Annotated in this window: 23 protein-coding genes; 10 read left to right on the forward strand and 13 right to left on the reverse strand. The window is 60.6% G+C overall.

The features are described from left to right. Positions 1-51: 51 nt before the first annotated feature. Positions 52-1149, reverse strand: a complete 1098-nt coding sequence (locus tag AC3WJW_RS02750; RefSeq protein WP_493725143.1) for a PLP-dependent cysteine synthase family protein — start codon at positions 1147-1149, stop codon at positions 52-54. A 247-nt stretch (positions 1150-1396) separates the two neighbouring features. On the opposite strand from AC3WJW_RS02750, the gene nhaA reads away from it, so the two are divergent. Beyond that, positions 1397-2584, forward strand: coding sequence for a Na+/H+ antiporter NhaA (gene nhaA, locus AC3WJW_RS02755; protein WP_493725034.1), 1188 nt, complete (start codon positions 1397-1399; stop codon positions 2582-2584). 103 nt (positions 2585-2687) lie between these two features. Here nhaA and AC3WJW_RS02760 read toward each other — a convergent pair whose 3' ends face one another. Further along, a complete protein-coding gene (locus AC3WJW_RS02760) occupies positions 2688-3152 on the reverse strand; it encodes an outer membrane lipoprotein (RefSeq protein ID WP_007971612.1) in 465 nt (154 codons plus the stop codon). A 164-nt stretch (positions 3153-3316) separates the two neighbouring features. On the opposite strand from AC3WJW_RS02760, the gene AC3WJW_RS02765 reads away from it, so the two are divergent. After that, a complete protein-coding gene (locus AC3WJW_RS02765; protein WP_015093826.1) occupies positions 3317-3553 on the forward strand; it encodes a hypothetical protein in 237 nt (78 codons plus the stop codon). Positions 3554-3558: 5 nt separating this feature from the next. Here the strand turns inward: AC3WJW_RS02765 and pdxH are convergent, their stop codons facing one another. The 5 genes from pdxH to dinG all read right to left on the reverse strand — a co-directional run bounded on the left by pdxH (position 3559) and on the right by dinG (position 11420). Then, positions 3559-4206 (reverse strand): pyridoxamine 5'-phosphate oxidase, encoded by a 648-nt coding sequence (gene pdxH / locus AC3WJW_RS02770; RefSeq protein ID WP_102701007.1) that lies wholly within the window; start codon positions 4204-4206, stop codon positions 3559-3561. Between the two features lie 24 nt (positions 4207-4230). Further along, positions 4231-5238, reverse strand: coding sequence for an OmpA family protein (locus AC3WJW_RS02775; protein ID WP_493725035.1), 1008 nt, complete (start codon positions 5236-5238; stop codon positions 4231-4233). A gap of 112 nt (positions 5239-5350) precedes the next feature. Further along, on the reverse strand, positions 5351-6496 hold the full coding sequence (locus AC3WJW_RS02780; protein ID WP_493725036.1) for a serine hydrolase domain-containing protein: 1146 nt from the start codon (positions 6494-6496) through the stop codon (positions 5351-5353). Between the two features lie 190 nt (positions 6497-6686). Then, a complete protein-coding gene (locus AC3WJW_RS02785; protein WP_493725037.1) occupies positions 6687-9179 on the reverse strand; it encodes a beta-galactosidase in 2493 nt (830 codons plus the stop codon). A 96-nt stretch (positions 9180-9275) separates the two neighbouring features. Next, positions 9276-11420: an ATP-dependent DNA helicase DinG gene (gene dinG / locus AC3WJW_RS02790; protein ID WP_007971623.1), complete on the reverse strand. Its 2145-nt coding sequence runs from the start codon at positions 11418-11420 to the stop codon at positions 9276-9278. A gap of 99 nt (positions 11421-11519) precedes the next feature. On the opposite strand from dinG, the gene AC3WJW_RS02795 reads away from it, so the two are divergent. Then, entirely contained in the window at positions 11520-11984 is a 465-nt protein-coding gene (locus tag AC3WJW_RS02795) for a CopD family protein (protein ID WP_493725038.1), read from the forward strand. Between the two features lie 198 nt (positions 11985-12182). Here AC3WJW_RS02795 and AC3WJW_RS02800 read toward each other — a convergent pair whose 3' ends face one another. The 4 genes from AC3WJW_RS02800 to AC3WJW_RS02815 form a co-directional block, all read right to left on the reverse strand. Then, positions 12183-12941 carry a collagen-like triple helix repeat-containing protein gene (locus tag AC3WJW_RS02800; RefSeq protein ID WP_493725039.1) on the reverse strand — a complete coding sequence of 253 codons (759 nt, stop codon included), beginning with the start codon at positions 12939-12941 and terminating at the stop codon, positions 12183-12185. Further along, the gene (locus AC3WJW_RS02805; RefSeq protein WP_218503852.1) at positions 12934-13212 is read right to left on the reverse strand and encodes a DUF1145 domain-containing protein; all 279 of its coding nucleotides are present in this window, start codon (positions 13210-13212) and stop codon (positions 12934-12936) included. The genes AC3WJW_RS02800 and AC3WJW_RS02805 overlap by 8 nt, the downstream gene beginning before the upstream one ends. Positions 13213-13360: 148 nt before the next feature. Continuing rightward, on the reverse strand, positions 13361-14068 hold the full coding sequence (locus AC3WJW_RS02810) for a PA1041 family peptidoglycan-binding anchor lipoprotein (RefSeq protein ID WP_493725040.1): 708 nt from the start codon (positions 14066-14068) through the stop codon (positions 13361-13363). Between the two features lie 90 nt (positions 14069-14158). Then, positions 14159-14848, reverse strand: a complete 690-nt coding sequence (locus AC3WJW_RS02815) for a PA1041 family peptidoglycan-binding anchor lipoprotein (RefSeq protein ID WP_102702555.1) — start codon at positions 14846-14848, stop codon at positions 14159-14161. Positions 14849-15037: 189 nt separating this feature from the next. Between AC3WJW_RS02815 and AC3WJW_RS02820 the strand changes: the two genes are divergently transcribed. Beyond that, positions 15038-15535, forward strand: coding sequence for a DUF6231 family protein (locus tag AC3WJW_RS02820; RefSeq protein WP_007971634.1), 498 nt, complete (start codon positions 15038-15040; stop codon positions 15533-15535). A 35-nt stretch (positions 15536-15570) separates the two neighbouring features. On the opposite strand, the gene AC3WJW_RS02825 is transcribed toward AC3WJW_RS02820, so the two are convergent. Further along, positions 15571-18081, reverse strand: coding sequence for a putative bifunctional diguanylate cyclase/phosphodiesterase (locus tag AC3WJW_RS02825; RefSeq protein WP_493725144.1), 2511 nt, complete (start codon positions 18079-18081; stop codon positions 15571-15573). 647 nt (positions 18082-18728) lie between these two features. Here AC3WJW_RS02825 and AC3WJW_RS02830 point away from each other — a divergent pair. From AC3WJW_RS02830 to AC3WJW_RS02840, 3 genes are all read left to right on the forward strand, one after another. Beyond that, a complete protein-coding gene (locus AC3WJW_RS02830; RefSeq protein ID WP_104450640.1) occupies positions 18729-19205 on the forward strand; it encodes a YchJ family protein in 477 nt (158 codons plus the stop codon). Between the two features lie 87 nt (positions 19206-19292). Further along, complete coding sequence (locus AC3WJW_RS02835) at positions 19293-19787, forward strand: LEA/WHy family protein (RefSeq protein ID WP_493725041.1); 495 nt, start codon at positions 19293-19295, stop codon at positions 19785-19787. Then, complete coding sequence (locus AC3WJW_RS02840; RefSeq protein ID WP_015093814.1) at positions 19784-19996, forward strand: SEC-C metal-binding domain-containing protein; 213 nt, start codon at positions 19784-19786, stop codon at positions 19994-19996. Before AC3WJW_RS02835 ends, AC3WJW_RS02840 begins: the two co-directional genes overlap by 4 nt. Before the next feature lie 210 nt (positions 19997-20206). Here the strand turns inward: AC3WJW_RS02840 and AC3WJW_RS02845 are convergent, their stop codons facing one another. Next, positions 20207-20764: a cysteine hydrolase family protein gene (locus tag AC3WJW_RS02845; protein WP_493725042.1), complete on the reverse strand. Its 558-nt coding sequence runs from the start codon at positions 20762-20764 to the stop codon at positions 20207-20209. A 254-nt stretch (positions 20765-21018) separates the two neighbouring features. On the opposite strand from AC3WJW_RS02845, the gene AC3WJW_RS02850 reads away from it, so the two are divergent. The 3 genes from AC3WJW_RS02850 (at position 21019) to AC3WJW_RS02860 (ending at position 26351) form a co-directional block, all read left to right on the forward strand. Then, on the forward strand, positions 21019-23469 hold the full coding sequence (locus tag AC3WJW_RS02850; protein WP_493725043.1) for a penicillin acylase family protein: 2451 nt from the start codon (positions 21019-21021) through the stop codon (positions 23467-23469). Positions 23470-23655: 186 nt separating this feature from the next. Next, positions 23656-24684: a ligase-associated DNA damage response exonuclease gene (locus AC3WJW_RS02855; RefSeq protein ID WP_493725044.1), complete on the forward strand. Its 1029-nt coding sequence runs from the start codon at positions 23656-23658 to the stop codon at positions 24682-24684. Further along, positions 24681-26351, forward strand: a complete 1671-nt coding sequence (locus AC3WJW_RS02860) for an ATP-dependent DNA ligase (RefSeq protein ID WP_493725045.1) — start codon at positions 24681-24683, stop codon at positions 26349-26351. The genes AC3WJW_RS02855 and AC3WJW_RS02860 overlap by 4 nt, the downstream gene beginning before the upstream one ends. The last annotated feature ends 219 nt before the right edge of the window (positions 26352-26570 follow it).

Below are 26570 nucleotides of genomic sequence, written 5' to 3' on the forward strand. Positions count from 1 at the left end.
TTACACCATCCTCTGTAGGAGCTGCCGAAGGCTGCGATCTTTTCATTCGTGTCAGATATTGGCGCGCAGAACCGAGTCCGGCAGCGGCTCACCCCGCTCCACCGTCGCCGCGACCGCAGCCATCGAACCACTCAACTCATACCCCTGGGCCTTGAGCCACTGCGGATCGTAATAGGTCGTGGCGTAGCGTTCGCCGCTGTCACACAGAATCGCCACCATCGACCCCGTCTCCCCTGCCGCCTTCATGTGCTGAGCGGCCATCAGGGCGCCGATCAGGTTGGTGCCGCTCGACCCGCCCACATGACGTCCCAGACGCTCCGCCAGGTAGTGCATGGCCGCCAGTGACAGGTCATCCGGCACCTTGACCATGGCGTCGATCACCTTGGGCAGAAACGACGCCTCCACGCGCGGCCGGCCGATGCCTTCGATACGCGAGCCGTGGTCCAGTCGCAGGCTGGCATCGCCGGTCTGGTAGTAATCGAAAAACACCGAACGCTCGGCATCGGCACACAGCACGCGGGTGCCATGCTGGCGATAACGCACGTATCGACCCAATGTGGCCGTGGTGCCGCCGGTACCGGGGCTGGAAATCAGCCAGCTAGGCTCGGGATGCTGCTCGAATCGCATCTGCTGAAAAATCGACTCGGCAATGTTGTTGTTCGCTCGCCAGTCGGTGGCGCGCTCGGCGTAGGTGAACTGATCGATGAAGTGCCCGTCGTGCTCACGAGCCAGACGCTCGGACTCGGCGTAGATCTGGGTCGGATCGTCGACCAGATGACTTTGGCCACCGTAGAAGGCGATCTGCGCGATCTTTTCCTTTGAGGTAGTCGCCGGCATCACCGCAATGAACGGCAAGCCCAGCATGCGTGCAAAGTACGCTTCGGAAATCGCCGTGGAACCGCTGGAAGCCTCAATGACCGGTGCACTGGGTTTGAGCCAGCCGTTACACAGCGCATACAGGAACAGCGAACGGGCCAGGCGGTGCTTGAGGCTGCCCGTGGGGTGGCTGGACTCATCCTTGAAATACAACTCGATGCCCGGAAAACCCGGGAGCGGCAAGGGGATCAAGTGGGTGTCGGCGCTGCGCTGGAAATCGGCTTCGATGATCCGGATCGCCTCGCGGGACCACTGTCGGTTGTCGCTCATGATGGTTTTCTCGTTGAATCGGGCAAGAGTTGGCCTTTGTACAAGGCCCATCCAACAAGCTTAGGAAAAATCCTGCATCCGGCACAGGTACAGCTGAGATCCAATACGTCCGACAACTGCTAGGCTCAGCTCACTGGCGACGGATCACTCTGTAACGACATATAACAAAAAAGAATATAACTTTTGTTTTAACAACTAACGGTACTTGTTAGGGTGTAACACCTTTTGAATTCACAGATGGAGAGCGACCTTGCCTCTGCGTAGCACTTTCACGCGTTTCTTTCAGTTGGAAGCTGCCAGCGGTCTGTTACTGATCGCCGCTGCCGTTCTGGCTCTGATCATCAACAACTCACCGCTGTCGTGGCTGTACAACGGCCTGCTGGACACTCCGGTGGTGGCCCAGATCGGCGCACTGAAAATCGCCAAGCCGTTGCTGCTATGGATCAACGACGGCCTGATGGCGCTGTTCTTCCTGCTGATCGGCCTGGAAGTAAAGCGCGAAGTCCTCGACGGCCAGTTGTCCAAACCGTCGCAAATCGTCCTGCCTGGCGCGGCGGCCATTGGCGGCATGGTGGTGCCGGCGCTGATCTACTGGTACCTCAACCGCGACACACCACCGGCGCTCAACGGCTGGGCAATCCCGACCGCGACCGACATTGCCTTCGCCCTTGGCGTGCTGGCGTTGCTTGGCAAACGGGTTCCGGTCTCGCTGAAACTGTTCCTGATGACCCTGGCGATCATCGACGACCTTGGCGCGATCATCATCATTGCGATCTTCTATTCCGGTGCGCTGTCGACCCTGTCCCTGGCGCTGGCCGCCGCCTGTATTGCGGCGCTGATCGGGATGAACCGGCTTGGCGTAGTCAAGCTCGGGCCGTACATGATCATTGGCCTGATCCTCTGGGTCTGCGTGCTCAAGAGCGGTGTCCACGCCACGCTGGCCGGTGTAACCCTGGCTTTCTGCATTCCGCTGCGCACAAAAAATGCCGAACCTTCGCCACTGCTGGCCCTGGAACACGCCCTGCACCCGTGGGTCGCCTACGGCATCCTGCCGCTGTTCGCCTTCGCCAACGCCGGCCTGTCCCTGAGTGGCGTCACCGTCGAAAGCTTCACTCATCACGTTCCCATGGGCATCGCCATCGGGCTGCTGCTGGGCAAGACCGTCGGTGTCTTCGGCCTGACCTGGCTGGCCGTGAAAACCGGTATCGCCGCCCTGCCCCAAGGCGCCAATTGGGGCCAGGTACTGGGCGTAGCGATTCTCTGCGGCATCGGTTTCACCATGAGTCTGTTTGTCGGCTCACTGGCCTTTGAACCGGGTGTAAGCGATTTCGCCGGAATGGATCGCATGGGAATCCTGACCGGTTCGATTCTCGCCGCGCTGATCGGTTATGCGGTGACCGCGATGGCGAGTCGCAAGCACTCCGGCCTGGCCTCCTGATAAACCGCGATATCGCCTGACGCCAATCAATACTCACCTGCGCTGTAAAACAAAAAACCCGATCAGTCACCTGATCGGGTTTTTGTTTATCCGGTGTTTGCGCTTAGTGCGAAACGCGGCTGGTGCCATTCACACTGGCGATGCGCACACGCTCGCCAACACGGAACACTTCGTTCGGCTGAACTTCCTGAACGTAGGCGCGCATGCTGCCATCGTCTTCGCGCACGGTGATTTCCACGCCCTGGGTGCGGGTCATGCCCTCTTCTGCGGCCGAACCGATCAGGCCGCCAGCGACTGCGCCGATGACCGCAGCAACGATACTGCCTTTGCCGCCACCGATGGCGCTGCCGCCAACGCCGCCAACCACTGCGCCTGCAGCGCCGCCGATCGGGGTTTTGGTGCCTTCGATTTTCACCGGACGCAATGCTTCGATGGTCCCCATGCGAACGGTCTGCACGCGACGCGCCTCGTCACGGGAATAGGAGTCACCGGTCAGGCTCGATTGGCAACCAGTGAGCAACATCGCCATCGTGGAAAAGGAAGCAACCAGCAGAACAGACTTACGCATAGCATCAACTCCAAAGAAACAGATGTTCATTAAACTCCGCAGCTTGACGCTTGTCACGGCACCGCCCGGGTAAAATTGCTTTGATTCAGGCTCCGTTAAGGCGCCTCCACGAACTCACACAGTAGCGGCATAATCGGAAACTGCCCCACCGGCCAAGGACTTTCATGGACTACTTTATCATTTTCGTTACTACCGTCGCTGGACTGTACTTCCACTGGTGGCTGTACGTTCGGATAAAGCGCTGGATGGACCGCGACCTGGCGCTAGCGCTGGCGGGCAAGGACGAGCAGAAAAAAGCCTTCATGCTCGAACAATTGGCGAGTGCCCAGGCGCAGAAGATCAAGCGTCGAGACCTGCCGAAGTGGCTGGAGGCCGCTGCGGCAGGCTATCCCGATCGGTAGACTGCTCAGGGTGCCAGACGTTCAAGAATCCAGTCGGCGCCCTGCTGGCGGTAGTTGAGGCGGTCGTGCAGACGACTCGGGCGGCCCTGCCAGAACTCGATGCGCTCCGGCAGCAGGCGATAACCGCCCCAGTGTTCCGGGCAATGCGGCTGGGTGTCGCTGAAACGTTGCTCGGTGTCCTTGAGCAGCGCTTCGAGCTCGCCACGATCGGCGATCACGCGGCTTTGCGGCGATGCCCAGGCTCCCAGGCGACTGCCCAGTGGACGGACCTGATAATAGGCGTCGGACTCCTCGGGCGTCACCTTCACCACCCGCCCTTCGATGCGCACCTGGCGCTCCAGCGCCGGCCAGAAAAACGTCATGGCCGCGAACGGATTCGCGGCCAGATGCTGGCCCTTGGCGCTTTCGTAGTTGGTGAAAAAGGTGAAACCCAGTTCGTCCAGGCCCTTGAGCAACAGAATGCGACAGTGCGGTCGACCGTCCTGGTCGACGGTGGCCAGGGTCATGGCGTTGGCCTCCACCGGCGCCTGCTCGGTTTTCACCGCGTCGGCGAACCACTGGTGGAACAACGCAAACGGCTCGGCCGGGGCTTGTGCCTCGGTCAGGCCGTCACGGGTGTAGTCACGACGCATATCAGCCAGGCCCTGGGTCATGGCGCATTCCTTTTGGTTAACGAATCACTGCTTTGCAGTATCAGTGGCGGCGACTTTCTTGTCAGCCGTGGAGGCTTTGGCTGGCGTGGTTTTCTTTGCCGGCGTTGCGGTTTTCGCAGGTGCTTTCTTGGCCGCTGCTTTTTTCGCGGGGGCTTTTTTCACCGCTGGAACAGCAGCCTTTTTAGTCGCCGGGGCTGGTGTCACAGGCTTGGCGACCGGCTTGACGTCAGCGGCAGCGACCATGCTCACAGGCGCCGGCGCCGGCATGTTGTACTTGCTCAACAGCGCGACCATGGTGTTTTGCGGAGTCACCAGCAGTTCCACACGGCGGTTCAGTGCACGGCCTTGCACACTGTCGTTGGCGGCACGCGGCGCATCACCGCCCAGGCCACGCAGCATCAGGCGATCACGCTGCAAACCACTGAGACGGAAAATCGCCGCAACGGACTGGGCACGCTCCTGGCTCAGTTTGACGTTGGCAGGCGCAGCGCCGGACGTATCGCTGTGGCCGAGGATCAACACAGCGGTCTTTGGATCGGCTTCAAGGATCTTGGCAACGCGGGTAAACGGACCGAGCGTGACCGGCAGCAGCATGGCCGGACGATCAGGGTTGAACGAGCCTTCGACCGGTGCAGTTACCACCAGCACGTTTTCGCGGCGCTCGAGTTGCAGGTTGCTGTCCTTGACCGCCTCGCGCAGACGCGGCTCGTAGTCGTCAAGCCAGGCCTGGGTGACCTTCGGATCCGGCATCGGCACAGCCTTGGCGGCGCTCTGTTCGCTTCCACCGAACGGCCACCACCACTTGCTGCCGCTCTCGGTTTCGGCCTTGGCCACCGCCACGGGTTTGACCTCAGGTTTCACCTCCGGCTTGGCCACGGGCTTGCCGGCGCTGTCGTCGGAACCGAACGGCCAGTACCAGTGGCTGGCGCTTTCAGTCTTGGCGACAGGTGCCGTCGCGTCTTTCTGTGGAGTCTGTGCGCAACCGGTAATGGCGAAGCACAGGGCCAAGGCGAGGGTTTTATTGGATGACATTGGATATCCACAAAAATGAAGTCAAAAAATCAGGCCACGTCGGCCCGCACAAACTGACGCTTTGAAACTCAAAAGGCTATCGGGTTCCAGCCCTGGAGACCGACAGCCGCTTTTACAGACAAGTGGCCAGAACCCGCACCAGCTTTTGCGCGCGCGGGTCCATCAAGACGTAGGGGCCCAGGGTATTTGTCACAAATCCGAAGGCTACATCGTGCTCCGGGTCGGCAAAGCCGATGGAGCCGCCGGCACCCGGATGACCAAACGCCCGCGGGCCAAGGCCGAAGGTGGCATTGGCAACGTCCGGTTGATCGAGCATGCAACCCAGGCCGAAACGGGTCCGGGTCAGTAAAGTCTTGTCCTCGCCGAGGCTGTGCTCACGAGTCAACTCATCGAGCATTTCGCTTTCCAGCAGGCTGCCGTCGAGCAGGCCGGCGTAGAAACCGGCCAGGCTACGGGCATTGCCATGGCCATTGGCGGCCGGCTGCTGCATGCGTCGCCACTCGGGTTTGTTGGTGCTGGTCATGATCGACGGCGGGTTGGTGAACGCCCGGGTCGTCATGGCCGTTGGCTCACGCATGGTCACTTGCAGCAGGCGCTGGGCAGCGGCATCGCCGACATTGCCCTTGCCCCGTGCAATGTGGGCCACGCGATAGAACTCTTCGTCGGCCAGCCCCACATGGAAGTCCAGGCCCAACGGTTTGGCGACCCGCGCGACAATGGATTCTCCCGGCCCACGACCGTCGGCACGGCGCAGCAATTCGCCGACCAGCCAGCCATAAGTGATCGCCGCGTACCCGTGGCCTTCGCCCGGCGTCCACCACGGTGTTTCGCCAGCCAGGGCGTCGACCATGGTTTGCCAGTCGTAGAGGGCTTCGGGGGCCAGCAGCTCGCGCAATGCCGGAAGGCCGGCTTGATGGCAGAGCAGTTGACGCAAGGTGACGGACGCTTTGCCGGCAGCGGCAAATTCGGGCCAGTAGCGCGCCACCGGCGCATCCAGTTGCAGCTTGCCTTCGGCCACCAGTTGCAGCGCGGTGACGGCGGTAAAGGTCTTGGTGCAGGAGAACAGGTTGGCGATGGTGTCGCTGTGCCAGGCCTCGGCCCCGTCCTTGTCGGCGGTGCCGGCCCACAGATCGAGGACGGTTTCGCCACCCACCTGAATGCACAATGCTGCGCCACGCTCCTGGGGATCGTCGAACAGCGCCGCGAAAGCCTCTCGCACCGCTTCGAACTTAAGCTCGTAATGACCCTGAATCTGCACCCGCAACTCCCCCGGATTAACGCTCTACTAAGTGGCGGGCATTGTTCCAGCCCTTGAGGGTTTTGGGAACAGGGTTGGGCTGGGCGGTCCATTCAAGATCAAAAGATCGCAGCCTGCGGCAGCTCCTACAGTGGCAAGGCGTACCCCCTGTAGGAGCTGCCGAAGGCTGCGATCCTGGCGGCCTCGGAATTTAATGACCTTTGCCGGAATGCCCACCCGCGCCCTTCCCCGGCCCTTTGCCGGCCTCGGCCTTGCGACCGCCCTCGGCGTCGTGGCTGGCTTTGTCGGCGTCAGCCGCAGCCTTCCCGGCCTCTTTGCCCAATTGTTCGACCGTCGCCAGGTTGCTCTTGCGCACGCTGTCGACAAAGCCCTGGAACGGCAGATCCGTGATGCCCACCAACCCGAAGTGACCGTTTTCACCGTCAAGCAAGCGCCCGGTGACCGGTTGATCGAGGTACTGGAACCAATGCACGCCGACAATCGACGGCTCGCTCATTGCCTGCTTGAGGAAGTTGGCATACGCCGTACCACGGTCCTCCTCTTTCGCCAACTGCGTGACGCCGCCCCAGAACGGCCCACGATCGGCCGAACCGAAATTGAACTCGGTGATCAGCACCGGTTTGTCGAGACTGCGCAGTTTGGCGAAGTCGTAACCATCCTGGGGTTGCAGGGTGTACATGTTGAAGCTCAGCACGTCGCAATACTGGGCGCAGGACTCCACGGCTTCCGGCGTGCTGATGGCGAAACGGCCACCGAGCAACAGCTGGTTTGGCGCGTGCCACTTGAGTGAATCGGAGATGGTCTTGAAGTAAGTGTCGGCGAAGACCTTCTGGAAGTATTTGAAGTCGGCTTCGATTTCCGGGTGCTCGGCGCTCGGGAGCGGTGGCACGAACCCCGGATCTTCCATCAATTCCCAGGCGGGCAGATCAATGCCCCAGGCTTTCGACAGGCCGGCCTGATTGCGGTACTTGTCCCGCAGTTGCTTGAGGAATGCACGTTTGGCCGGCACGTCGGTAGTCATTTTCAAGGTGCCGTAGGCCAGGGCATAACGGGCTTTCGGATCATCCCCGGGACCGGCCCAGGCCAGTTCGTTGTCGGCGTAGTAACCGATCAGCCACGGATCGTCACGATGGTCGCGGGCGGCAATCGCCACTGCACGCTCGGTGGCCATGGCAAAACGCGGGTCGAACGGGTCGGGCATGCCGCCCCACCAGTCGGTACCGGTGCTGATGCTGGCGTAGTCGCCGACGATCGACAGCGGCAAGGTGTATGGCACGCGATCGGCGTTGCCCAGTACCGGGGCGCTCCAGTTGCCGATGGTGTTGAAGCCCCAGGCCTGCAGGCGATCAAGGGTGTGACTGGCCCAGCGTTGCTCGTCGAACAACGCTTTGCACGGTTCGACCGATGTTGGCTCTGCCGCTGTTGCCAGCGTCGCTTCAGTCTTGGCGGCTTCGGCGACGCCAGACTCGGCGGTAGCAGGAGCGACGGGTTGCTCTGCAGCCTTGGTCGCTGTCGCTTCAACCGCATCCGCCTTGGCCGCCGCGGCGACTCCTGCTTTGGTTTCGCTGCCCAACGCGCAAGGATCGCCATACAGACGTTGCAGGTTGGCACCGTAGAAGTCGTACCAGCGCCCGGCATTGTAGCCGCGCCCTTGATCGGCACCATTGCCGCCACGGTTGTTGCCTTCGCCGTAGTGGCTGGCCAGCGCCTCGTCAGCCTTGGGCAGGGAGTCGAACATCCACTCGCGACCGGCCACATAGGTCTGGTTGACATCCGGGGCCACGGTATTGACCCCAAGGGAATAGAACGGGTGACCTTCGGGCGTCACCAGATACCAGCGACCGTTGCGCTTCTCGGTGCGGAAAAAGCCACTGGCCTTGAATGACGGGCCGTTGGTCAATCCACCGAATTTGTCCAGCGAAGACTTCTGACGCTCAGCCAGCCAGGTTTTCAGTTGTTGCTGTTCCTTGGCGGCAGCGCTTTTCAGCTGCTCGTCGTTGCTGACTTTTTCCGGCCATTTGGCCCGGGTCGACTGGCCATACGCATCCACCAAGCCGCCATACACGGCTTGGCTGACCGACTCGCCTTCCTGCACACCAAAGCGCTCCAGCAGGATGCTTTGCGCGGCTTTGGGCTGGTCCATCGACAACGTCACGGACACCACCTGGCTGCGATCCAGCTCACCGGCGCTGCTGGCCAGCAACACACGCTGGCCCTCAACGGTCATCGGCATCGGCGGGCCGGCCTTCATGCCCAGGCTCAGCGGCGATGTCGCTTGCAGCGGCACCAACAGGGTTTGCGCAGGCCCGGCCGGCAGATCGACGCGGCTGACCAGGGTCTTGCCGTCGTTGCTCTGGATGGTCACGTACAGGGTCAAGGCCCAGTTCATCGCGCTCTGGATCCGCAGGCTCATGACGCCCGATTGCGACCAGTCCCAGGCACCGGTTTGCGGGGTCAGGCGCAACGTCGGCCGGGCGACCGGGTTGAAGGTCACCCGGCGCAGCACTTCGCCTTCAGGGGTTTGCTCGGCGTTGGATTGCGGCAGGCTGGCGTCCTGTGTCGCCACCTGGACCACGTCGGCGGGGCGCACAAAGTTGAACAGCGTCTGCTGGCTGGCAGGTGCGGCCAACAGCGGTGTTGCGAACAACAGGGCAAATACGGCAGGCAACGAACGGCAAATCATGAGAACGAAATTCTCCCTAACGACCTTTAATGGGCCAGTGAAAAAGCGGTGGCAGAGAGATAGACAACGCGGTGGGCAAAACTGCCCACCGGTGCTTCAGGAAATTTCTCGACGGAACGGCGGCAACGCGTTGAGGATGGCTTTGCCATAGCGCTGGGTCACCAGGCGCCGGTCGAGCAAGGTGATAGTGCCGCGGTCTTCTTCGGTGCGCAGCAAGCGACCGCAGGCCTGGACCAGTTTCAGCGAGGCGTCCGGTACGGAGATTTCCATGAACGGATTGCCGCCACGGGCTTCGATCCATTCCGACAACGCCGCTTCGACGGGATCATCGGGTACCGAGAATGGAATCTTGGCAATGACCACGTGCTCGCAATAGGCGCCGGGCAAGTCGACCCCTTCGGCGAAGCTGGCCAGGCCGAACAGCACGCTGGAATCCCCGCCATCGACCCGCGCCTTGTGCTTGTTCAGGGTTTCCTGCTTCGACAGATTGCCCTGAATGAACACTTGCTTGCGCCAGTCGCGGTCCAGGCCATCGAACACGTCCTGCATCTGTTTGCGCGAGGAAAACAGCACCAGCGTGCCCCGCGAGCCCTCGACCAGTTCCGGCAGATCACGAATGATCGCGGCGGTATGTGCCGCTGCATCACGGGGATCGGCGTTCAGGTTCGGCACCCGCAGCACACCGGCGTCGGCATGATGGAAGGGGCTTGGCACCACCGCCGTCACGGCTTTTTTCGGCAGGCCGGCGCGCATGCGGAAGCGGTCGAAGGTGCCGAGGGCGGTCAAGGTCGCCGACGTCACCAGGCAGCCATACGCCACGTTCCACAGATTACGGCGAAGCATTTCCGCGGCGAGGATGGGACTGGCGTTGACCTCGATGTCGAACAGCGATCCGCTTTCGGCCAGGGTCAGCCAGCGGGCCATGGGCGGGTTGTCTTCCGGGTCTTCGACGGTGAAGGCGGTCCACAGCTCCCAGTTGCCGGAAGAGCGCGACAGCAGGCTGCCGAACAGCGGGTACCACTCTTCAGCCTGGTTGCTGGCGATGCCAATGTTGACCTCGCCGTCCATGCCTTCCTTGAGCAGGTCGGTCAGGCGGGTGAACAAGTCGGTCAGCCGTGCGAAGCCTTTCTTCAGTTCGATGCCCATTTCACGCATGTGCTCGGGAATCACCCCGCCGACGAATCGGTGACGCGGGCGCTCGCGGCCTTCGACGTCTTCGCCGGGTTTGAAATCGGCAATCTGCTCGCACGCGGTGAACATGAACTGCTGCTGGGTCTTGATCTCCCGCGCCAGCTCCGGCACCTGCTCGATCAACTTGCCCAGGTCGCCCGGCAACGGGTGCTGGGCCAGCAATTTAGTGAGGTTCTTGGCGGTGGTTTCCAGCCAGTCGGCGGTGGAGCGCAGGCGCGTGTAATGGGCGAAGTGGCCGATGGCCTTGTCCGGCAGGTGATGGCCTTCGTCGAACACGTAGATGGTGTCGCGCGGGTCCGGCAGTACGGCGCCGCCGCCCAGGGCCAGGTCCGCCAGGACCATGTCGTGGTTGGTGACGATCACGTCGACCTTGCCCATGCCTTCGCGGGCCTTGTAGAACGCGCACTGGCCGAAGTTCGGGCAATGACGGTTGGTGCACTGGCTGTGATCGGTGGTCAGGCGCGCCCAGTCGGCGTCTTCCAGAGCGGTGGACCAACTGTCGCGGTCACCGTCCCACTTATTGCCGGCGAGCTTCTCGATCATGCTGGTAAACAGCTTCTGGCTGGCCTCGTCGACCTCGATCTTGAAGCCTTCTTCTTCGAACAGTTGCGCAGTGGCAGTCTGCGCGTGGCCTTCCTGGAGCAACATGTCGAGTTTGGACAGGCACATGTAGCGCCCGCGCCCCTTGGCCAGGGCGAAGCTGAAGTTCAGCCCGCTGTTGCGCATCAGGTCGGGCAAGTCCTTGTAGACGATCTGCTCCTGCAGGGCCACGGTGGCCGTGGCGATCACCAGGCGCTTGCCGGCGGCCTTGGCCGTGGGAATCGCCGCCAGGCTGTAGGCCACGGTCTTGCCGGTACCGGTGCCGGCTTCCACCGCGACAATCGCGGGGTCGCCACTGCGCCGGCCTTCGTCGTCGGTGTCGATGTCACCCAGGACCTTGGCGATTTCAGCGATCATCAGGCGTTGGCCGTAGCGCGGCTTGAGGCTCTTGGCTTCGAGAAAACGCGAGTAGGCGCCCTGGATCGTGGTTTTGAGTTCGGTGCTGATCATGGATTGTCGGGCGCAAAAAACGCTGGATAAATTTTCAGTGGTTCGGTTCGACGGCTATCATACCCCGCTAATGAATCCCGCGCAGAACGGAGTACCCGAATGACACCTTTTAGCCTCATATATAGCCTGCATGTACTGGCTGCCCTGGTCTGGGTCGGCGGCATGTTTTTCGCCTGGATGGTCCTGCGCCCCGCCGCGATCACGGCACTTGAAGGCCCTGCCCGGCTGAAGTTGTGGGTAGAAGTGTTTCAAGGTTTTTTCCGCTGGGTCTGGGTGGCGGTGGTGCTGTTGCCGGTCAGTGGCGTGGGCATGCTGCATATGCACTTCAACGGCTTTGAAGCCGCACCGCGCTATGTGCAAGTGATGATGGGCCTGTATGTGGTGATGACCGCGCTGTTTATCCGCATTCAGGCGCTGATGCTGCCGGAGCTGCGCACCGCCGTGGCCGAACAGGATTGGCCGGCGGGTGCCGGTGTGCTGGGGCGGATTCGTCGGTTGGTGGGGATCAATCTGTTGGTGGGGTTGGCTGTGGTGGCGATTGCGGCGGTGCGGCCGATGTTTTGAATCTAAAGCGCTTTTGTGGCGAGGGGGCTTGTCGGATCGCCGCACCGCCCCGCTCGGCTGCGAAGCAGTCGTAAAACCAGACACCGCTAACCTTCAGCAGTATTGCGATTGCCGGAATTGGGGCCGCTTCGCGGCCCAACGGGGGCAAGCCCCCTCGCCACAGGCAAGCCCCCTAGCCACAGTAGTTCTTGGTTAACTTTACAAGCGCTGAACCGTCACCGAACCCGCGGCGCCTTCTGACCCCGGCTGGCCGTCGGCGCCAGGTTTGCCGCTCTTGCCACCATCGGCCTTGTAGACCAGGCAGCCCTTGGCCTTGCCGCCAGCACCCGGCTTGCCGCCCGGGCCGGCCAGGCCACCGGCGCCGCCAGCCACCTGCACCTTGATCCGGTCTGCCGGAAAGTCGTGCGGCACTACCAGCTTGACCAACGCACCCGGCGCACCTGGTTGACCATTGCTGCCATCACTGCCATCGGCACCGCGACCGGCCTGGCCCCAGGTGCAGCCAGGGTCCTCACCGTTGGCGCCATCCAGGCCGACAAATCCCGGTGCGCCTGCGCCGCCTCGAGCGTCCACCAACAATTGCGGTGCGTTCAGTGTCTTGATCTGCAAATCAAGATTGCGCCCGGAGCGGGCGGCCTTCTGATAGGTCCCGGGCGCGCCACGCGCGGTGATCTGGCTGCCTTCGGACAAATCAGCGCGACGGACCTTCAGCGCCAGCGCCTGCTCTCCCGGCACAATGGCGATACGCGCTTCACGTCCCAGATGCAACTCACCCACGGTGACTTCGGTGACGTTGGAAGGAATCAGTAAGGTTCCGTAATCGGCCACTTCCAGGCGTTCCAGTTGCAGGGTGCTGGCGGTGTTGGGCAAGCGCATCAGCGAGTTGGGTTCGACACTCACCACCTGTGCGCTGGCCAATGGACTGATGAGTGCGGCGAGCAGACAGAATTTACGCATGGGAAGCCTTCGAAGCGCTGGGGGCTGGAATGGTTTGCAGGTGGAATACACCGAAAATGACGATCTTCAGGCGGTCAAGCCAGGGATGGGCGCGACCTCGCAGGCTGCGATAGCACAACAGTGCTTCCAGAAGATGGATGAACCCCAACAGGCCGCCGGCCAGATTGACCAACAGGTGCAGCGGAAAGACAAATGGCGTGAGCTGATTGACCAGCACCACCAACCAGAACAGCAGGGTCAATAACCGCCCCAGCCCCCATAAGACCTTCATACGCTCCCCCGATGAGAATTATTGTTTGGGCGCACAGTAACGGCTTCCGCGCGGGATAAGCCAGAGGGCAACGGAAAAATCTTCATGAAGGCCGCCGAACGGCCGTCGCAGCGCTCACAACTGTCGCTCGACGGCTCTATCTCTTGGCTCAGCGGTTTATATGCAGTTCCACGCGACGATTTTTCGCACGACCTTCGTCCGTGTCATTGCCGGCAATCGGCTGACTTTCGCCCCTGCCTTCGCTGGTGACTTTGTTCGGCGCCACACCCTGGCTGATCAGGTATTCCGCCACGCTGCTGGCGCGTCGCTCCGACAAGGCCTGGTTATAGGCATCCGAACCGACGCTGTCGGTATGGCCGACCACCTTGATGCTGACCACATCGGCATCCAGGAACTGGCTCATCAACGCATCCAGTTGACTCTTGGCCGTCGGGGTCAGGTCGGATTGATTGAACACAAACAGTAGATCGCTCAGCGTAATGACTTCGGTTTGCGCAGGTTCCGTCTGGACGCGGTCCGGGTACTGCGGCACCGGGCAGCCGCGATGGTCGACCGGGGTATTGGCGGGAGTATCAGCGCAACGGTCGCGCCGGTCGAAAACGCCGTCGCCGTCTTCGTCGCCATCCTGGGCGTAGCAGATCAAGCCGCCGGACAAGATACCCAGTGCCGCCCCACCCGCGGCCCAGGCGCCACTATCGATTGCGCCCAGGCCACCGCCGACCAGGCCGCCGATGAGGCTGCAGATTGGCCAGGTGCGTTGATTGAGGGGGGCAGTGCCATCGCTGTGGGTCGCGCAGCCGGTCAAGAGGCTGCCAAGTAGCAGAACCGGCAAGACGGTCCTTGTGAGAACGATCATATTGAAAGCTCCTGTGTCACCGGCCCATACCGGTTACACAGGAGTAAAGACCCGCATCCGCGACTGCACAAGGCGCGGATGCGATGGGCGTTAACGCTGGATTTTGATTTCCGTACGACGGTTCTGTGCGCGACCGTCAGCGGTTTTGTTGTCCGCAACCGGCTGGCTTTCACCGGCACCGACCACCGACACGAAGTTGCTGCGAGGTACGCCTTGCTCGATGAGGTATTCAACCACCGAGTGGGCGCGTTTATCCGACAGTTTCTGGTTGTAGGCGTCGCTGCCCACGCTGTCGGTATGACCGGTGACGGTCAGTTGAGCAGTTGGGGCTTCGGCTTTCAGGCGAGTGGCAATCTTGTCGAGGACCTGTTTATCGGACGAGGTAAGCGTGGCTTTATCAAACTGGAAGTGAACATCGCGGATGACGATGGTTTCTTCCTTGACCACAACCACCTCTTCGACCACAGGCGCTGGTGGTGGGCAACCGTTGGCATCGACCTGAACGCCTTTAGGCGTGCCCGGGCACTTGTCGCGACTATCCGGCACACCGTCGCCGTCTTCATCGCCATCACCGTGCACCCAGCAATAAGCCGCTGCCGTACCGCCAACGAGCAGAGCACCATACCCTGCCCATGCCGAGCTTTCGGTCGCACCGAGGCCCGCACCCACGACACCACCAACCGCCGCACAGGTCGGCCAGTCGGTTTTCTGCAAACCTGCGCAACCAGTCAACACACTGGTTAGCAGAACCAAGGGTAATGCTGTCCGAACTATGCTCATCTAGTTTTCTCCTGAAGGATCGGCTTAGAACCGATTCAGGTAGTAAAGACCCGAGTATTAAACTCCGCCAGCAATAGGCCATGCTGTTTACTCACGCATTAACGGCAGTTTGGCGCTTTTGTCGCCAGGGTGCTCTAGGCCCGAACGTCCGGGCAGGCTAGTCTTGGCAGATCTGATTGAGGATCTTCGATGATTGCAGGTATTTCTTCACGCACGCCGCAGCAGGCACTGGCCGCTTTACTTGACCGATATGCCCCCGCGCGCCTGTTGTTGATCGGCGCCAGCGAGTTCCCGGCACTGGAAGCATTCAAACTCGCACACCCGGACAGCTGCGTGGCTTTCGCGGCCCCGGGCCCATTGCCCGACGAATTGGCGGCCCGCCGATTCGACCTGGCCCTGGTGGTCGATTGCCTGGAGCATTTGCCCAAGCGCGACGGCCTGAACCTGCTGGGCGGCATCCGCAACCTCAACGCCAGCCGCATCGCCGTGCTGGCGGATCTGCCGGCCTGTGGCTGGCAGGAAACGGACTTTTTCTCCCTGGCCCTGCAAGCCAGCGAACGCTTTCAACGGGACGAACAGGTCTTGACCCTGTTTACCTACGATCTGCTTGAATACAAACAAGTCCCCGACTGGCTCAATTCGCGCTTCTGGGCCAATCCGGAAAACTTCGGGAAATACTGGTGGTAATGCAATGATCGCGAAGCTCGCAGGAAGCTGCGAAGTTATGGCGAGTTAGTCTTGGTCCATGGGGAATCAGTGCTCGCCATTAATCTTTCGTGAACATACGCCTCAAACTGTTCGGCTGGCAGTGGCGGGGAAAACAGGAAGCCCTGGTAGGTCTGGCAGCCATGCTTGACCAGAAAGGTACGCTGAGCTTCTGTCTCCACACCTTCTGCAATCACCGAAAGCCCCAATATCTGGCTCAGGCTCACAATAGCGCAGGCGATGGCGGCGTCGTTGGAATCAACCAGCACATCTCTGATGAAGGACTGGTCGATCTTGAGTTGATCCAGCGGAAGGCTCTTCAGGTATGACAGTGACGAGTAGCCGGTTCCGAAATCATCCAGCGAAAGGCCTATGCCGATCTCTTTCAACTCGATCATTTTGGCGACAGTACCTTCCATATCCTCTATCAGCAGGCCTTCGGTCAGCTCCAGTTTCAATTTCTTCGGATCGGCCCCCGTGAGTCTCAGTACTTGCAGTACCTCCTCGACGAAGTCCGGATGGTGAAACTGACGGGCGCTGACATTCACAGCCATACCCAGTCGGGCGGTTTCCGAATGCTTTGCCCAGGCAACCAGCTGAGTGCAGGCAGCCTGCAGCGCCCAACGGCCTAATGGCAGAATCAACCCCGTTTCCTCTGCCAATGGAATGAACTCGCCTGGAAACACGACTCCGCGCTCAGGATTCTGCCATCTCATCAGTGCCTCTGCGCCAATGATACGGCCCTCACTATTCACCTGCGGCTGGTAATGAAGAAGGAATTCGTTGTCCTGCAAGCCTTGGCGCAAGTCTACTTCCAGCCTGGCGCGTGCCGTGGCAACCGCCTGCATTTCCGGATCGAAAAAGCGCATGGTATTGCGGCCCGCCGCCTTGGCGCGATACATCGCCAGGTCAGCGCGCTTCATAATATCGTCCACTGTGCTCAGTTGCCCCTGGAACAGCGCAATGCCGAGGCTGGGGGTGCTGTGGTGCTCATATCCATCCAACTGGTAGGAAATGTTCAGAGAGTTGAGAATCTTCTCGCCAATAGCCTTGGCCTGGATAGCGGCTTCTCGAGGATTCTCATTAAGGCCATCCAGCAGGACGACGAATTCGTCTCCGCCCAGGCGAGCCACGGTGTCGCTCTCGCGTATGCAGCCGCAAAGGCGCAGAGCCACTTGCTGCAGCAACATGTCGCCTCTGTCATGCCCCAGCGTGTCGTTCAGTGCCTTGAAGTTATCCAGGTCAATGAGAATTATCGCGTACGTATGCAGGCTACGGGAGCTGCCCGCCAGCAGATGCTGTAACCGGTCCAACATGAGCCGCCTGTTGGCCAGCCCGGTCAACTGATCGTAGAAGGCCAAACGCTGGACCTCTTGCTCAGCGGTCTTACGGTGGGTGATGTCAGTATTGATCGACAGAATGGATTGCGGCTGGCCATCATCGTCTCGCACCAGGGTTCGATGACTTTCAAGCGTGATGGTGCAGCCATCCCGGCGTCGAAGTGTAACTTCGTCCGCCCAGTCACCCGTTTCTATCAGGCTGTTAGTGGCCACATTGAAAGCGGCGCTACCCTGGTAGATCAACTCCTGTGCCGATTTGCCGAGTGCCTCTTCCTTTGACAGACCGTAGAGACGCTCGGCACTTTTGTTCCAGTACAGGATGCGGTTATCCATCCCGTGAACGACAATGGCGTCCTGGGCCTTGTCCAGCAGCGATGCTTGCTGGCGGGCCTGCTTCTCGCTTTCGCGCAGCACGGCCAGATAACCTTCCCTTTCAGCTGCTTGCGACTCCATTTCGCGCCTGATCTTGCCCCCGTAGATCATGGCCGCACTGACCATCAGTAGCACGAACACCATGATCGCGTATTCGACCCGACGCAGTTCTTCGACCGACTCAAGCTCCTCCTCCAGGAGCTTGCTTTGAATCAGGCCAACGCGATCCCGCACGGTACTGAGTGAGGCGAGCAACAGGGAAAACTTCCTGTCCATCGTTGCCATGCGTTTACCGGCATTATCCGACTGCCCCTCCCTGAAGTAGGAAAAGATCAGCAAGGCCTCGTTCACCATTTCAACCATCGCGGCATCAACTGCACCCACCTCATCCTTCAATGCAAGGGTAAAGGCTTGTATATCTGCACTGTGTTCGGCCTCATTGGCGATCCGTACCTCCAACTGTTTTTTGGCCATTGCCAAATGCTCGTTGAAGGCGCGCAAGGCTTCATTCATGTTCCGCGATTCGGCTTCAACATCATGTGTATCGAACACATTATTGCCTGGCGCATTGACTGTGGAAGCCAGGCTGCCCAGCGTTGAATAGCTCGACAGCTGTTGGACCCACGACTGGTTTGCCTTGATGGAGCGGTGATAGGTATCGACGATCAGGTGATTCAAAAGCACGCTCAGCACAACAACCAGCACGTCGAATCCCGCAAGAAAAAAGTACATGCGGTGCCATTTGGTCGAGCGCGGCTTATTTGAACTGGTGGGTATGGCTTGCTTTGCGGCGTTTTTATTCCTGAAAGAATCCATTTCCACAATCTCCAAACATAATCCTTCTAAATTGCCCCATAGAAGCGGTATTCGGAAACCAATCAACCTTTTGTGCCAACACTAAGCAATGCATTTGGCGATGCTAATTTCATGGTGAATTTTTTTACTCTCGGAAGCAGTCTCTGCAGGTGCAGGGTTTGCTCCATGTCTACCCGAGTGTCGTTGCGGATTTGCGCCCCTGAACTGGATGCTTCACGCAGAACAGTCGAATGACACAGGGCACGTTGCGGGTCATTTCCGCGCAGCCTGCCGGACTGACTGATCAGTATCGACAGCAGTCCAAGCATAGCCACTAATTTGCAATTATTCTGTTCGCCGACTGCTCCAGGTCGGTAGCAGCCCTTGATGGTCGGCAGCTTTCGAAAACGGCTTAGACGCTTTCGGCCGGGATGACTGGTTGGTCGTTGTGCTCGAAGATCAAGCAAGGCAGGTAATGTCGGCAGTTGACCGTCATGGACTAACCTCCACCTCTGAAGAACGCTCAAATGAGGGGTTGCCATGAGACTGCAATGAGGCAGACTGGCAGTCACCCACGCGTAAAAAATATGTGAAAAAAGTTAGACTAGTTAAGTGACTGATTTATGGAAGATAAAACACATATAACTGTTAAGAGGGCTCCGGAAGCAATGAGCACATCCATTTGCCCTTGCGGCAGCGGCACCCTGCTTGATGCCTGCTGCGGTCACTACCATGCCGGACACCCGGCGCCGTGCGCCGAAGCCTTGATGCGCTCGCGCTATAGCGCCTACGTGCTGGGGTTGGTCGACTATCTGGTGGCCACCACCCTGCCCGCCCAACAGGCCGGTCTGGACCGTCAATCGATCAGCGACTGGAGCGCCCAAAGTACGTGGCTGGGCCTTGAAGTGGAAAGCTCCGAAGTGCTGGGTGGCCAGCCTGAACACGCTTTCGTGACCTTCACCGCGCGGTGGCACGACAGCAGTGGCGAGCACAGCCATCGAGAGCGCTCATCGTTCGTACAGAACACCGGGCGCTGGTATTTCATCGACCCGACCGTGCAACTCAAACTCGGGCGCAATGACCCCTGCCCATGTGCCAGTGGACAGAAGTTCAAGAAATGTTGTGCGGGTTACTTCAGCAGCTAGTCCATGGAATGACTGCCCACCACGCAGGAGCTGTCGAAGGCTGCGATCCTTTGGGTCTAGACTGGGACTCAAGGGAGAACCACCACAATGATCATCCGCCGCTGCGCACTCTGTCTGCTCACCGTGTTCCTGACACTGGGACTCGGCGGCTGTGCGTCGTGGTTCGACGACGACTTGCCGGACCCCGAGGTCCATCTGGTGAAGATCGAGGTGGTCAGCACCAAACTGCTGGAGCAGAAATTCCTCCTGCATTTTCGCATCGACAACCCCAACGACAGCGACCTGACGGTGCGCAGTCTGGAGTACCGCGTTCACTTGGGTGACATACTGCTGGCCGACGGCGAGTACGAACACTGGTTCACCATCAGCCCCGGGCACAGTGCCTACTTCAAGGTGCCGATCCGCACCAACCTGTGGTCCAAGGTCCGGGATCTGGCCAAACTGCTGAAAAAATCCGACCAACCCATTCCCTATCGTCTGGAAGGTGAACTGGAAACCGGTATATTCATCGCTCACTACGTGCACCTGGCGCGCAATGGCGTGATAATCGCCGCCGATTTAATTCCGGAGCAACACCGATGACCCAGCAACCCCATGTCCACGGCCCTGACTGCAACCACGATCACGATCATGACCATCACCACCATGATCACGACCACGGCCATGTCCACGGTCCGAACTGTGGCCACGCTCACCAGGAACCGGTGCGCAATGCCCTGAAAGACGTCGGCCGCAACGATCCGTGCCCATGCGGCAACGGCAAGAAATTCAAGAAGTGCCACGGCGCCTGATGCTTCGGGCGGATATCGATTTCGCCAATTGAATCGCCATCGCGAGCAGGCTCGCTCCTACATTCGATCTGCGCCAGACAACGGTCCTGTGAATGCAGATCCCATGTGGGAGCGAGCTTGCTCGCGATTGCAGTATCACATTCAACATAGAGGTCGACAGACCTGACGCCATCGCGAGCAAGCTCGCTCCCACAGTGATTGGACAGATACTTAGTCGGCCGACAGGATCTGCGCACTGCTGACCACCGTCGCATACTCGCCGTGCAGATTCCCCAGCGACATCGCATGCACCTCTTCGGCGTTATGGGCATGGCCGAAAAAATCAGCCTTGTCGAAGGTAAAGCAGGCATCCTCGGCCACCCAGGTATCAAACCCCAGGTTGCCCGCGGTGCGCGCCGTGGACTCCACCGAGTTGTGGGTCGCGACGCCCACGATGATCAACTGCCCGATCCCCGCCTCGCGCAACTGCGTCTCCAGCCCCGTTGCACAGAACGCATCCGGCACCTGCTTCTGGATCAAGCGTTCGCCGGCCATTGGCGCGAATCGCTCCTGAAACTCCACGCCCGACTGCTGCGGCCAGAACACCGAGTCCTCCGAGCGGGACAGGTGCTGCACATGGATCACCGGCCGAGCGGTGCGTCGCCAATGACCGAGCAGTTCCAGCATGCGCTCTTCGGCCTGAGGATTATTCCTGCGGCCAAGCCTGGGGTGAAGGATGCCTTTTTGTTGATCAATGATGATCAGTGCCGCGTTTGCCTTGAGCTCCATGCCGATTTTTCTCCAGGATTGTTGACCGTGTCGCACTTCAACATCACCGGTTACGGGTGACAAGCCACTGTTGAGAATCAAAAGATCGCAGCCTTCGGCAGCGCCTACGCGAGATCGGCGTATCTCTGTAGGAGCTGCCGAAGGCTGCGATCTTTGCCAAATCCCGAAATAACCTTGTGACCCGCTTGCGCGGCCATCGCCCGCTCACTAACGTAGCGCCTTTATTGCGCCACCACCCCCGCAGGAGCTTTGCCATGGCCTCGCCAGCCCTTACTCATTTTCTACCCCGGTTCGGCGTTGCCGCAGCAGTGGCGGGCGTCTTGAGCCTGACCGGTTGTCAGAACTTCAACGCCCAGGACACCCTCCCGCCGACCTCCGGCGTGCAACCGCTCAAGGGCCTGGCGCAGAACGTTTCGGTGCGCCGCAATGCCATGGGCATGCCGCTGATCGAGAGCAACAGCTTCCACGATGCGCTGTTCACCCTCGGTTACGTGCATGCCAGCGACCGCATCACGCAGATGGTCACCCTGCGCCTGTTGGCCCAGGGCCGATTGGCTGAGATGCACGGTGCGGACCTGCTGGATGCCGACCGTTACATGCGGGCAGTCAACCTGAAGAAAAGTGCCGGCGAGTTGTACAAGGCGTCTTCGCCGCGCCTCAAGCGTTTCTTCGAAGTCTATGCGCGGGGCGTCAACGCCTACCTGTTCCGCTACCGCGACAAGCTGCCGGCGGACCTCGCGGCCACCGGCTACCAGCCTGAATACTGGCAGCCGGAAGATTCGGCGCTGATTTTCTGCCTGTTGAACTTCAGCCAGTCGACCAACCTGCCGGAAGAGATTTCCTCGCTGGTACTGGCCCAGACCGTCACCACCGACAAACTGGCGTGGCTGACGCCGTCCGCCCCCGACGAAAAACTGCCGGTCGCCGAGAGCGAAAAACTCCAGGGCCTCAAGCTCAACGGGCAAGTACCGGGCCTGGCCGAACTCAGCAAAGCCACGGGACAACTGTCGGACCTCAACCTGCTGGGCGCTACCTCGTCGAACAACTGGGCCATCGCCGCGCAACGCAGCCGCAGCGGCAAGAGCCTGTTGGCCAGTGACAGTCACGGCCCGCTGGGCGTGCCTTCATTGTTCAGTTACGTGCAGATTCGCGCGCCGAAGTATCAGGCGTCCGGCGTGACCATCGCGGGCCTGCCGATGGTGCTCGGTGGTTTCAACGGTAAAGTGGCGTGGAGCATGGCGTCCGCGATGGGCGACAACCAGGACCTGTTCCTGGAGAAGATCAAGCGCCAGGGCAACGGACTTACCTACGAAAACGCCGGGAAGTGGCAGCCGGCGATCGTGCGCAACGAAACCTATTTCGTCAAAGGCCAGCGACCAATTCGCGAGGCGGTGTACGAAACCCGCCATGGCCCGCTGCTCAACAGCGCCCAGGGCACCTCGCTGGCCAATGGTTTCGGCCTGGCCTTGCAGATGCCGAACTTCACCGACGACAAGACCCTGGACGCGTTCTTCGACCTGTCCCGCGCCCAGAGCGCCGAGAGAGCTTCGGATGCCAGCCGCGAAATCCGCGCCATCGCACTGAACCTGGTGTTTGCCGACGCGAGCCACATCGGCTGGCAGGTCACCGGCCGCTATCCGAACCGCCGCGAAGGCGAAGGCCTGCTGCCCTCGCCGGGTTGGGAAGGTCGCTACGACTGGGACGGTTATGCCGACCCGATGTTGCATCCGTACGACCAGGACCCGGCCCAAGGCTGGCTCGGCACCGCCAACCAGCGGGTCATTCCCCATGGCTACGGCATGCAGTTGTCCAATTCCTGGGCCGCTCCGGAGCGCGGCGAGCGTCTGGCCGAACTGGCCGGCGCAGGCAAACACGACAGCCGCAGCCTGATCGCCATGCAGTACGACCAGACCACGACCTTCGCGGCCAAGCTGAAGAAAATGTTCGAAGCGCCGGGCATGGCCCAGCCACTCAAACAAGCCATCGACGCCTTGCCGGCGGCCGATCGCGCCAAGGCACACGAAGCCTACAGCCGCTTGATGGCGTTCGATGGCAAGCTCAGCCCGACGTCCACCGATGCGGCCATCTACGAACTGTTCCTGCAGGAAAGCACCCGGCAGATCTTCCTCGATGAACTGGGCCCGGAAAGCAGCCCGGCGTGGAAGGCCTTTGTCGCTGACGGCAAGTTGTCCTACGCGGCCCAGGCCGATCACTTGCTGGGGCGTGAGGACAGCCCGTTCTGGGATGACGTGCGCAGCGCGCAGAAAGAAGACAAACCGGCCATCCTCGCCCGCAGCCTCGCTGCAGCGATCAGCGCAGGCGACAGCCAGTTGGGCGGCGATCACAAAGCCTGGCAGTGGGGCAAACTGCACCGCTATGAATGGAAGAACAGCAGCGGCCAGACGGTACGCGGTCCGCTACCGGCCGGTGGCGATCACACCACACTCAACACCGCCGCGTTCGCCTGGGGCCAGGACTTCAACACCACGCTGGCGCCCGCCATGCGCTTTATCGTCGACTTCGGCCAGTCCGAACCGCTGATGGTGCAGAACGGCACCGGTCAGTCCGGCAACCCGGCCAGTGCGAACTACCTCAACAGCATCGAACCCTGGCTCAAGGGCCAGTACATGAGCCTGCCGATGCAGCCGCAGAACTTCGACAACGCCTATGGCAAGAATCGACTGACACTGACACCCGGCAAGTAACGCTGATCCCTGTGGGAGCGGGCTTGCTCGCGAAAGATTGAACATTCAACACTTGTTTTGAATCTCAGTCCGCCTTCGCGAGCAAGCCCGCTCCCACACGGGTATTTCATCCGCCCATAAGCCCGATAGAACTTCTCTCCCCACGCCAGGCTCATAGCTAACAAATCTCTCCACTCTGGCAACGCCATGGACCTTGTTATCTCGCGTCCCGAAGGTTTGTACTGCCCTGCCGGCGACTTCTATATCGATCCGTGGCGACCGGTCGAACGCGCCGTGATCACCCACGCCCACGGTGATCATGCCCGCGCCGGCAATCAGCACTACCTGGCGGCAGCGCCCGGCGAGGCCATTCTGCGTGCGCGACTGGGCCAGGACATCAATCTGCAAACCCTGCGCTATGGCGAACGCCTGCTGCATCAAGGCGTGTTCCTCAGTTTTCATCCCGCCGGCCACGTACTCGGCTCGGCGCAGGTGCGACTGGAATACGGTGGAGAAGTCTGGGTGGCTTCCGGGGACTACAAGACCGAACCCGACGGCACTTGTGCAGCGTTTGAACCCGTACGCTGCGACACCTTCATCACCGAGTCGACCTTTGGCCTGCCGATCTACCGCTGGCAACCCCAGGTGCAAGTGTTTGCCGAGATCGACCAATGGTGGCAAGCCAACGCGGCTGTCGAAAAAACCAGCGTGCTGTTCTGTTATTCCCTCGGCAAGGCCCAGCGCATTCTCCATGGCATCGACGCGCGACTGGGCCCCATTCTCGTGCATGGCGCCGTGGCCCCCCTCAACCGGATCTACCGCGAAGCAGGGGTTCATTTGCCGCCCACGATGGATGCCGCCGACATCAAAAAAAGTGACCCGATGATGCGCAAGGCGCTGGTGCTCGCACCGCCTTCGGCGGCGAACAGCAGCTGGATGCGTCGCTTCGTCGATTACAGCGATGGTTTCGCCAGTGGCTGGATGCGTTTGCGCGGAACACGTCGGCGGCTCGGTGTAGACCGAGGTTTCGTCCTGTCCGACCACGCCGACTGGCCAGGTTTGCTGTGGGCCATCGAACAGACCGGTGCCGAACGGGTCATGGTGACCCATGGATCGAGCGGCGCACTGGTACGTTATTTGCGCGAGCAGGGGCTTGATGCCATGGCGCTCGATACCCGATACGGTGCAGACGAAGAAGCCCCTGCCGAGACCGAGCTGGCCGAGGTGCTGCCATGAGGGCATTCGCTGAGCTGTATGCCAGGCTCGACGCCTCGACATCGAACAATGCCAAACTGGCTGCGATGCAAAACTACTTCGCCCAGGCCGCACCGGAAGATGCCGCATGGGCGGTGTACTTTCTGTCAGGAGGACGTCCCCGGCAATTGGTACCCGTGCGGGTACTGCGCGAACTGGCGGTGGCGTTTTCCGGTTTGCCGGAATGGCTGTTCGAAGAGAGTTACCAGGCCGTCGGTGATCTCGCGGAAACCATTTCGCTGGTCTTGCCGCAAGCGCCGCACCGTTCAACCGACGGGCTGGCCACGTGGGTGGAGGACAAGCTGCTGCCACTGCGCGGCGAAACACCACAATCCCTCGCGCAAAGGTTACCGGTGCTATGGGCGCAACTGGACCGGGTGAGCCTGATGGTCTGCATCAAACTGATCACCGGCAGCTTTCGCGTCGGGGTGTCCAAATTACTGGTCACCCGCGCCCTGGCAGCCATGGCCCGTCTCGACAGCAAACGCGTGGCGCAGCGGTTGGTGGGTTACACCGATCAGGCCCACCGCCCCAGCGCCGCCAGCTACCTGCAACTGATCGCCGCCGAATCCCCGGATGAACATGCCCAGCGGGGCGGCCAGCCCTACCCGTTTTTTCTCGCCCATGCCCTGTCGTCGCCCGTGGAACAATTCGAAGCGCTGCTCGGACCTGCCCGGCACTGGCAGGCGGAATGGAAATGGGATGGCATCCGCGCCCAGGTGATCAAGCGCGGTGGGCGACTGTGGATCTGGTCGCGGGGTGAAGAGTTGGTAACCGAACGCTTCCCTGAACTGGACAGTTTGATTCTGGGCCTTCCCGACGGGACAGTGATCGACGGCGAGATCGTCGCCTGGAAGTCTGCGCCAACCGGCGTCGAAAAGGCTTTTGAACCCGCAGTACAACCTTTCGCCCTCCTGCAACAACGAATCGGTCGCAAGACCCTGGACCGGAAAATCCTCGATGAAGTGCCGGTGGTGCTGCTCGCCTTCGATTTGCTCGAATGGCAGGGAGAAGACTGGCGCAACCGGACTCAGGCCGAGCGTCGTGCACAACTGGAACGGGTGGCCGATGACTGCGCCAACCCGCGGTTGCACCTTTCGCCATTGTTGACCGGCGACACCTGGCTCGACCTCGCCCGCCAGCGCGAGGCATCCCGCGCCCTCGGTGTCGAAGGCCTGATGCTCAAGGCGTGCGATGCCCTGTATGGCGTCGGCCGGACCAGGGACATGGGCGTGTGGTGGAAATGGAAAGTCGACCCGTTCAGCGTTGACGCCGTGCTGATCTATGCGCAACGGGGGCAAGGGCGCCGGGCCGGCCTCTACAGCGATTATACGTTCGCCGTCTGGGACAGCCCGCCAGGGGCCACTGAACGCACCCTGGTGCCGTTTGCCAAAGCTTACTCAGGGCTCAGCGATGACGAAATCCGCCAGATCGACAGCATCGTGCGCAAGACCACCGTGGAAAAATTCGGCCCCGTGAGCAGCGTCCAGCCAAGCCTGGTGTTTGAATTGGGCTTTGAGGGAATCGCCCTCTCCCGTCGTCACAAGAGTGGCATTGCCGTGCGCTTTCCGCGTATGTTGCGCTGGCGCAAGGATAAGTCGGTCGACGAAGCCGACAGTTTGACGACCCTGCAAAATCTGCTCAGCTAACCCCTCTATCCGTCCTCAAATATTTTTCTTTTTGAGTCGAACTGGTGCGGCCATTTCCCTGCGCCCGTTTTCGTGCATAAATCTGTCTCCGGCTATTTCCAGACACCTTTTAAAACGCTTGTTCGGCACTCTGGTTCGGAAATTGCTACTTTCAACAGGTCTTACGCTTTCCAGTAACAATAATTCTGCGCCACGAGCGCTCATATTGGTTTTAGGGAT

Source organism: Pseudomonas sp. GW821-FHT07G06, from assembly GCF_058986625.1.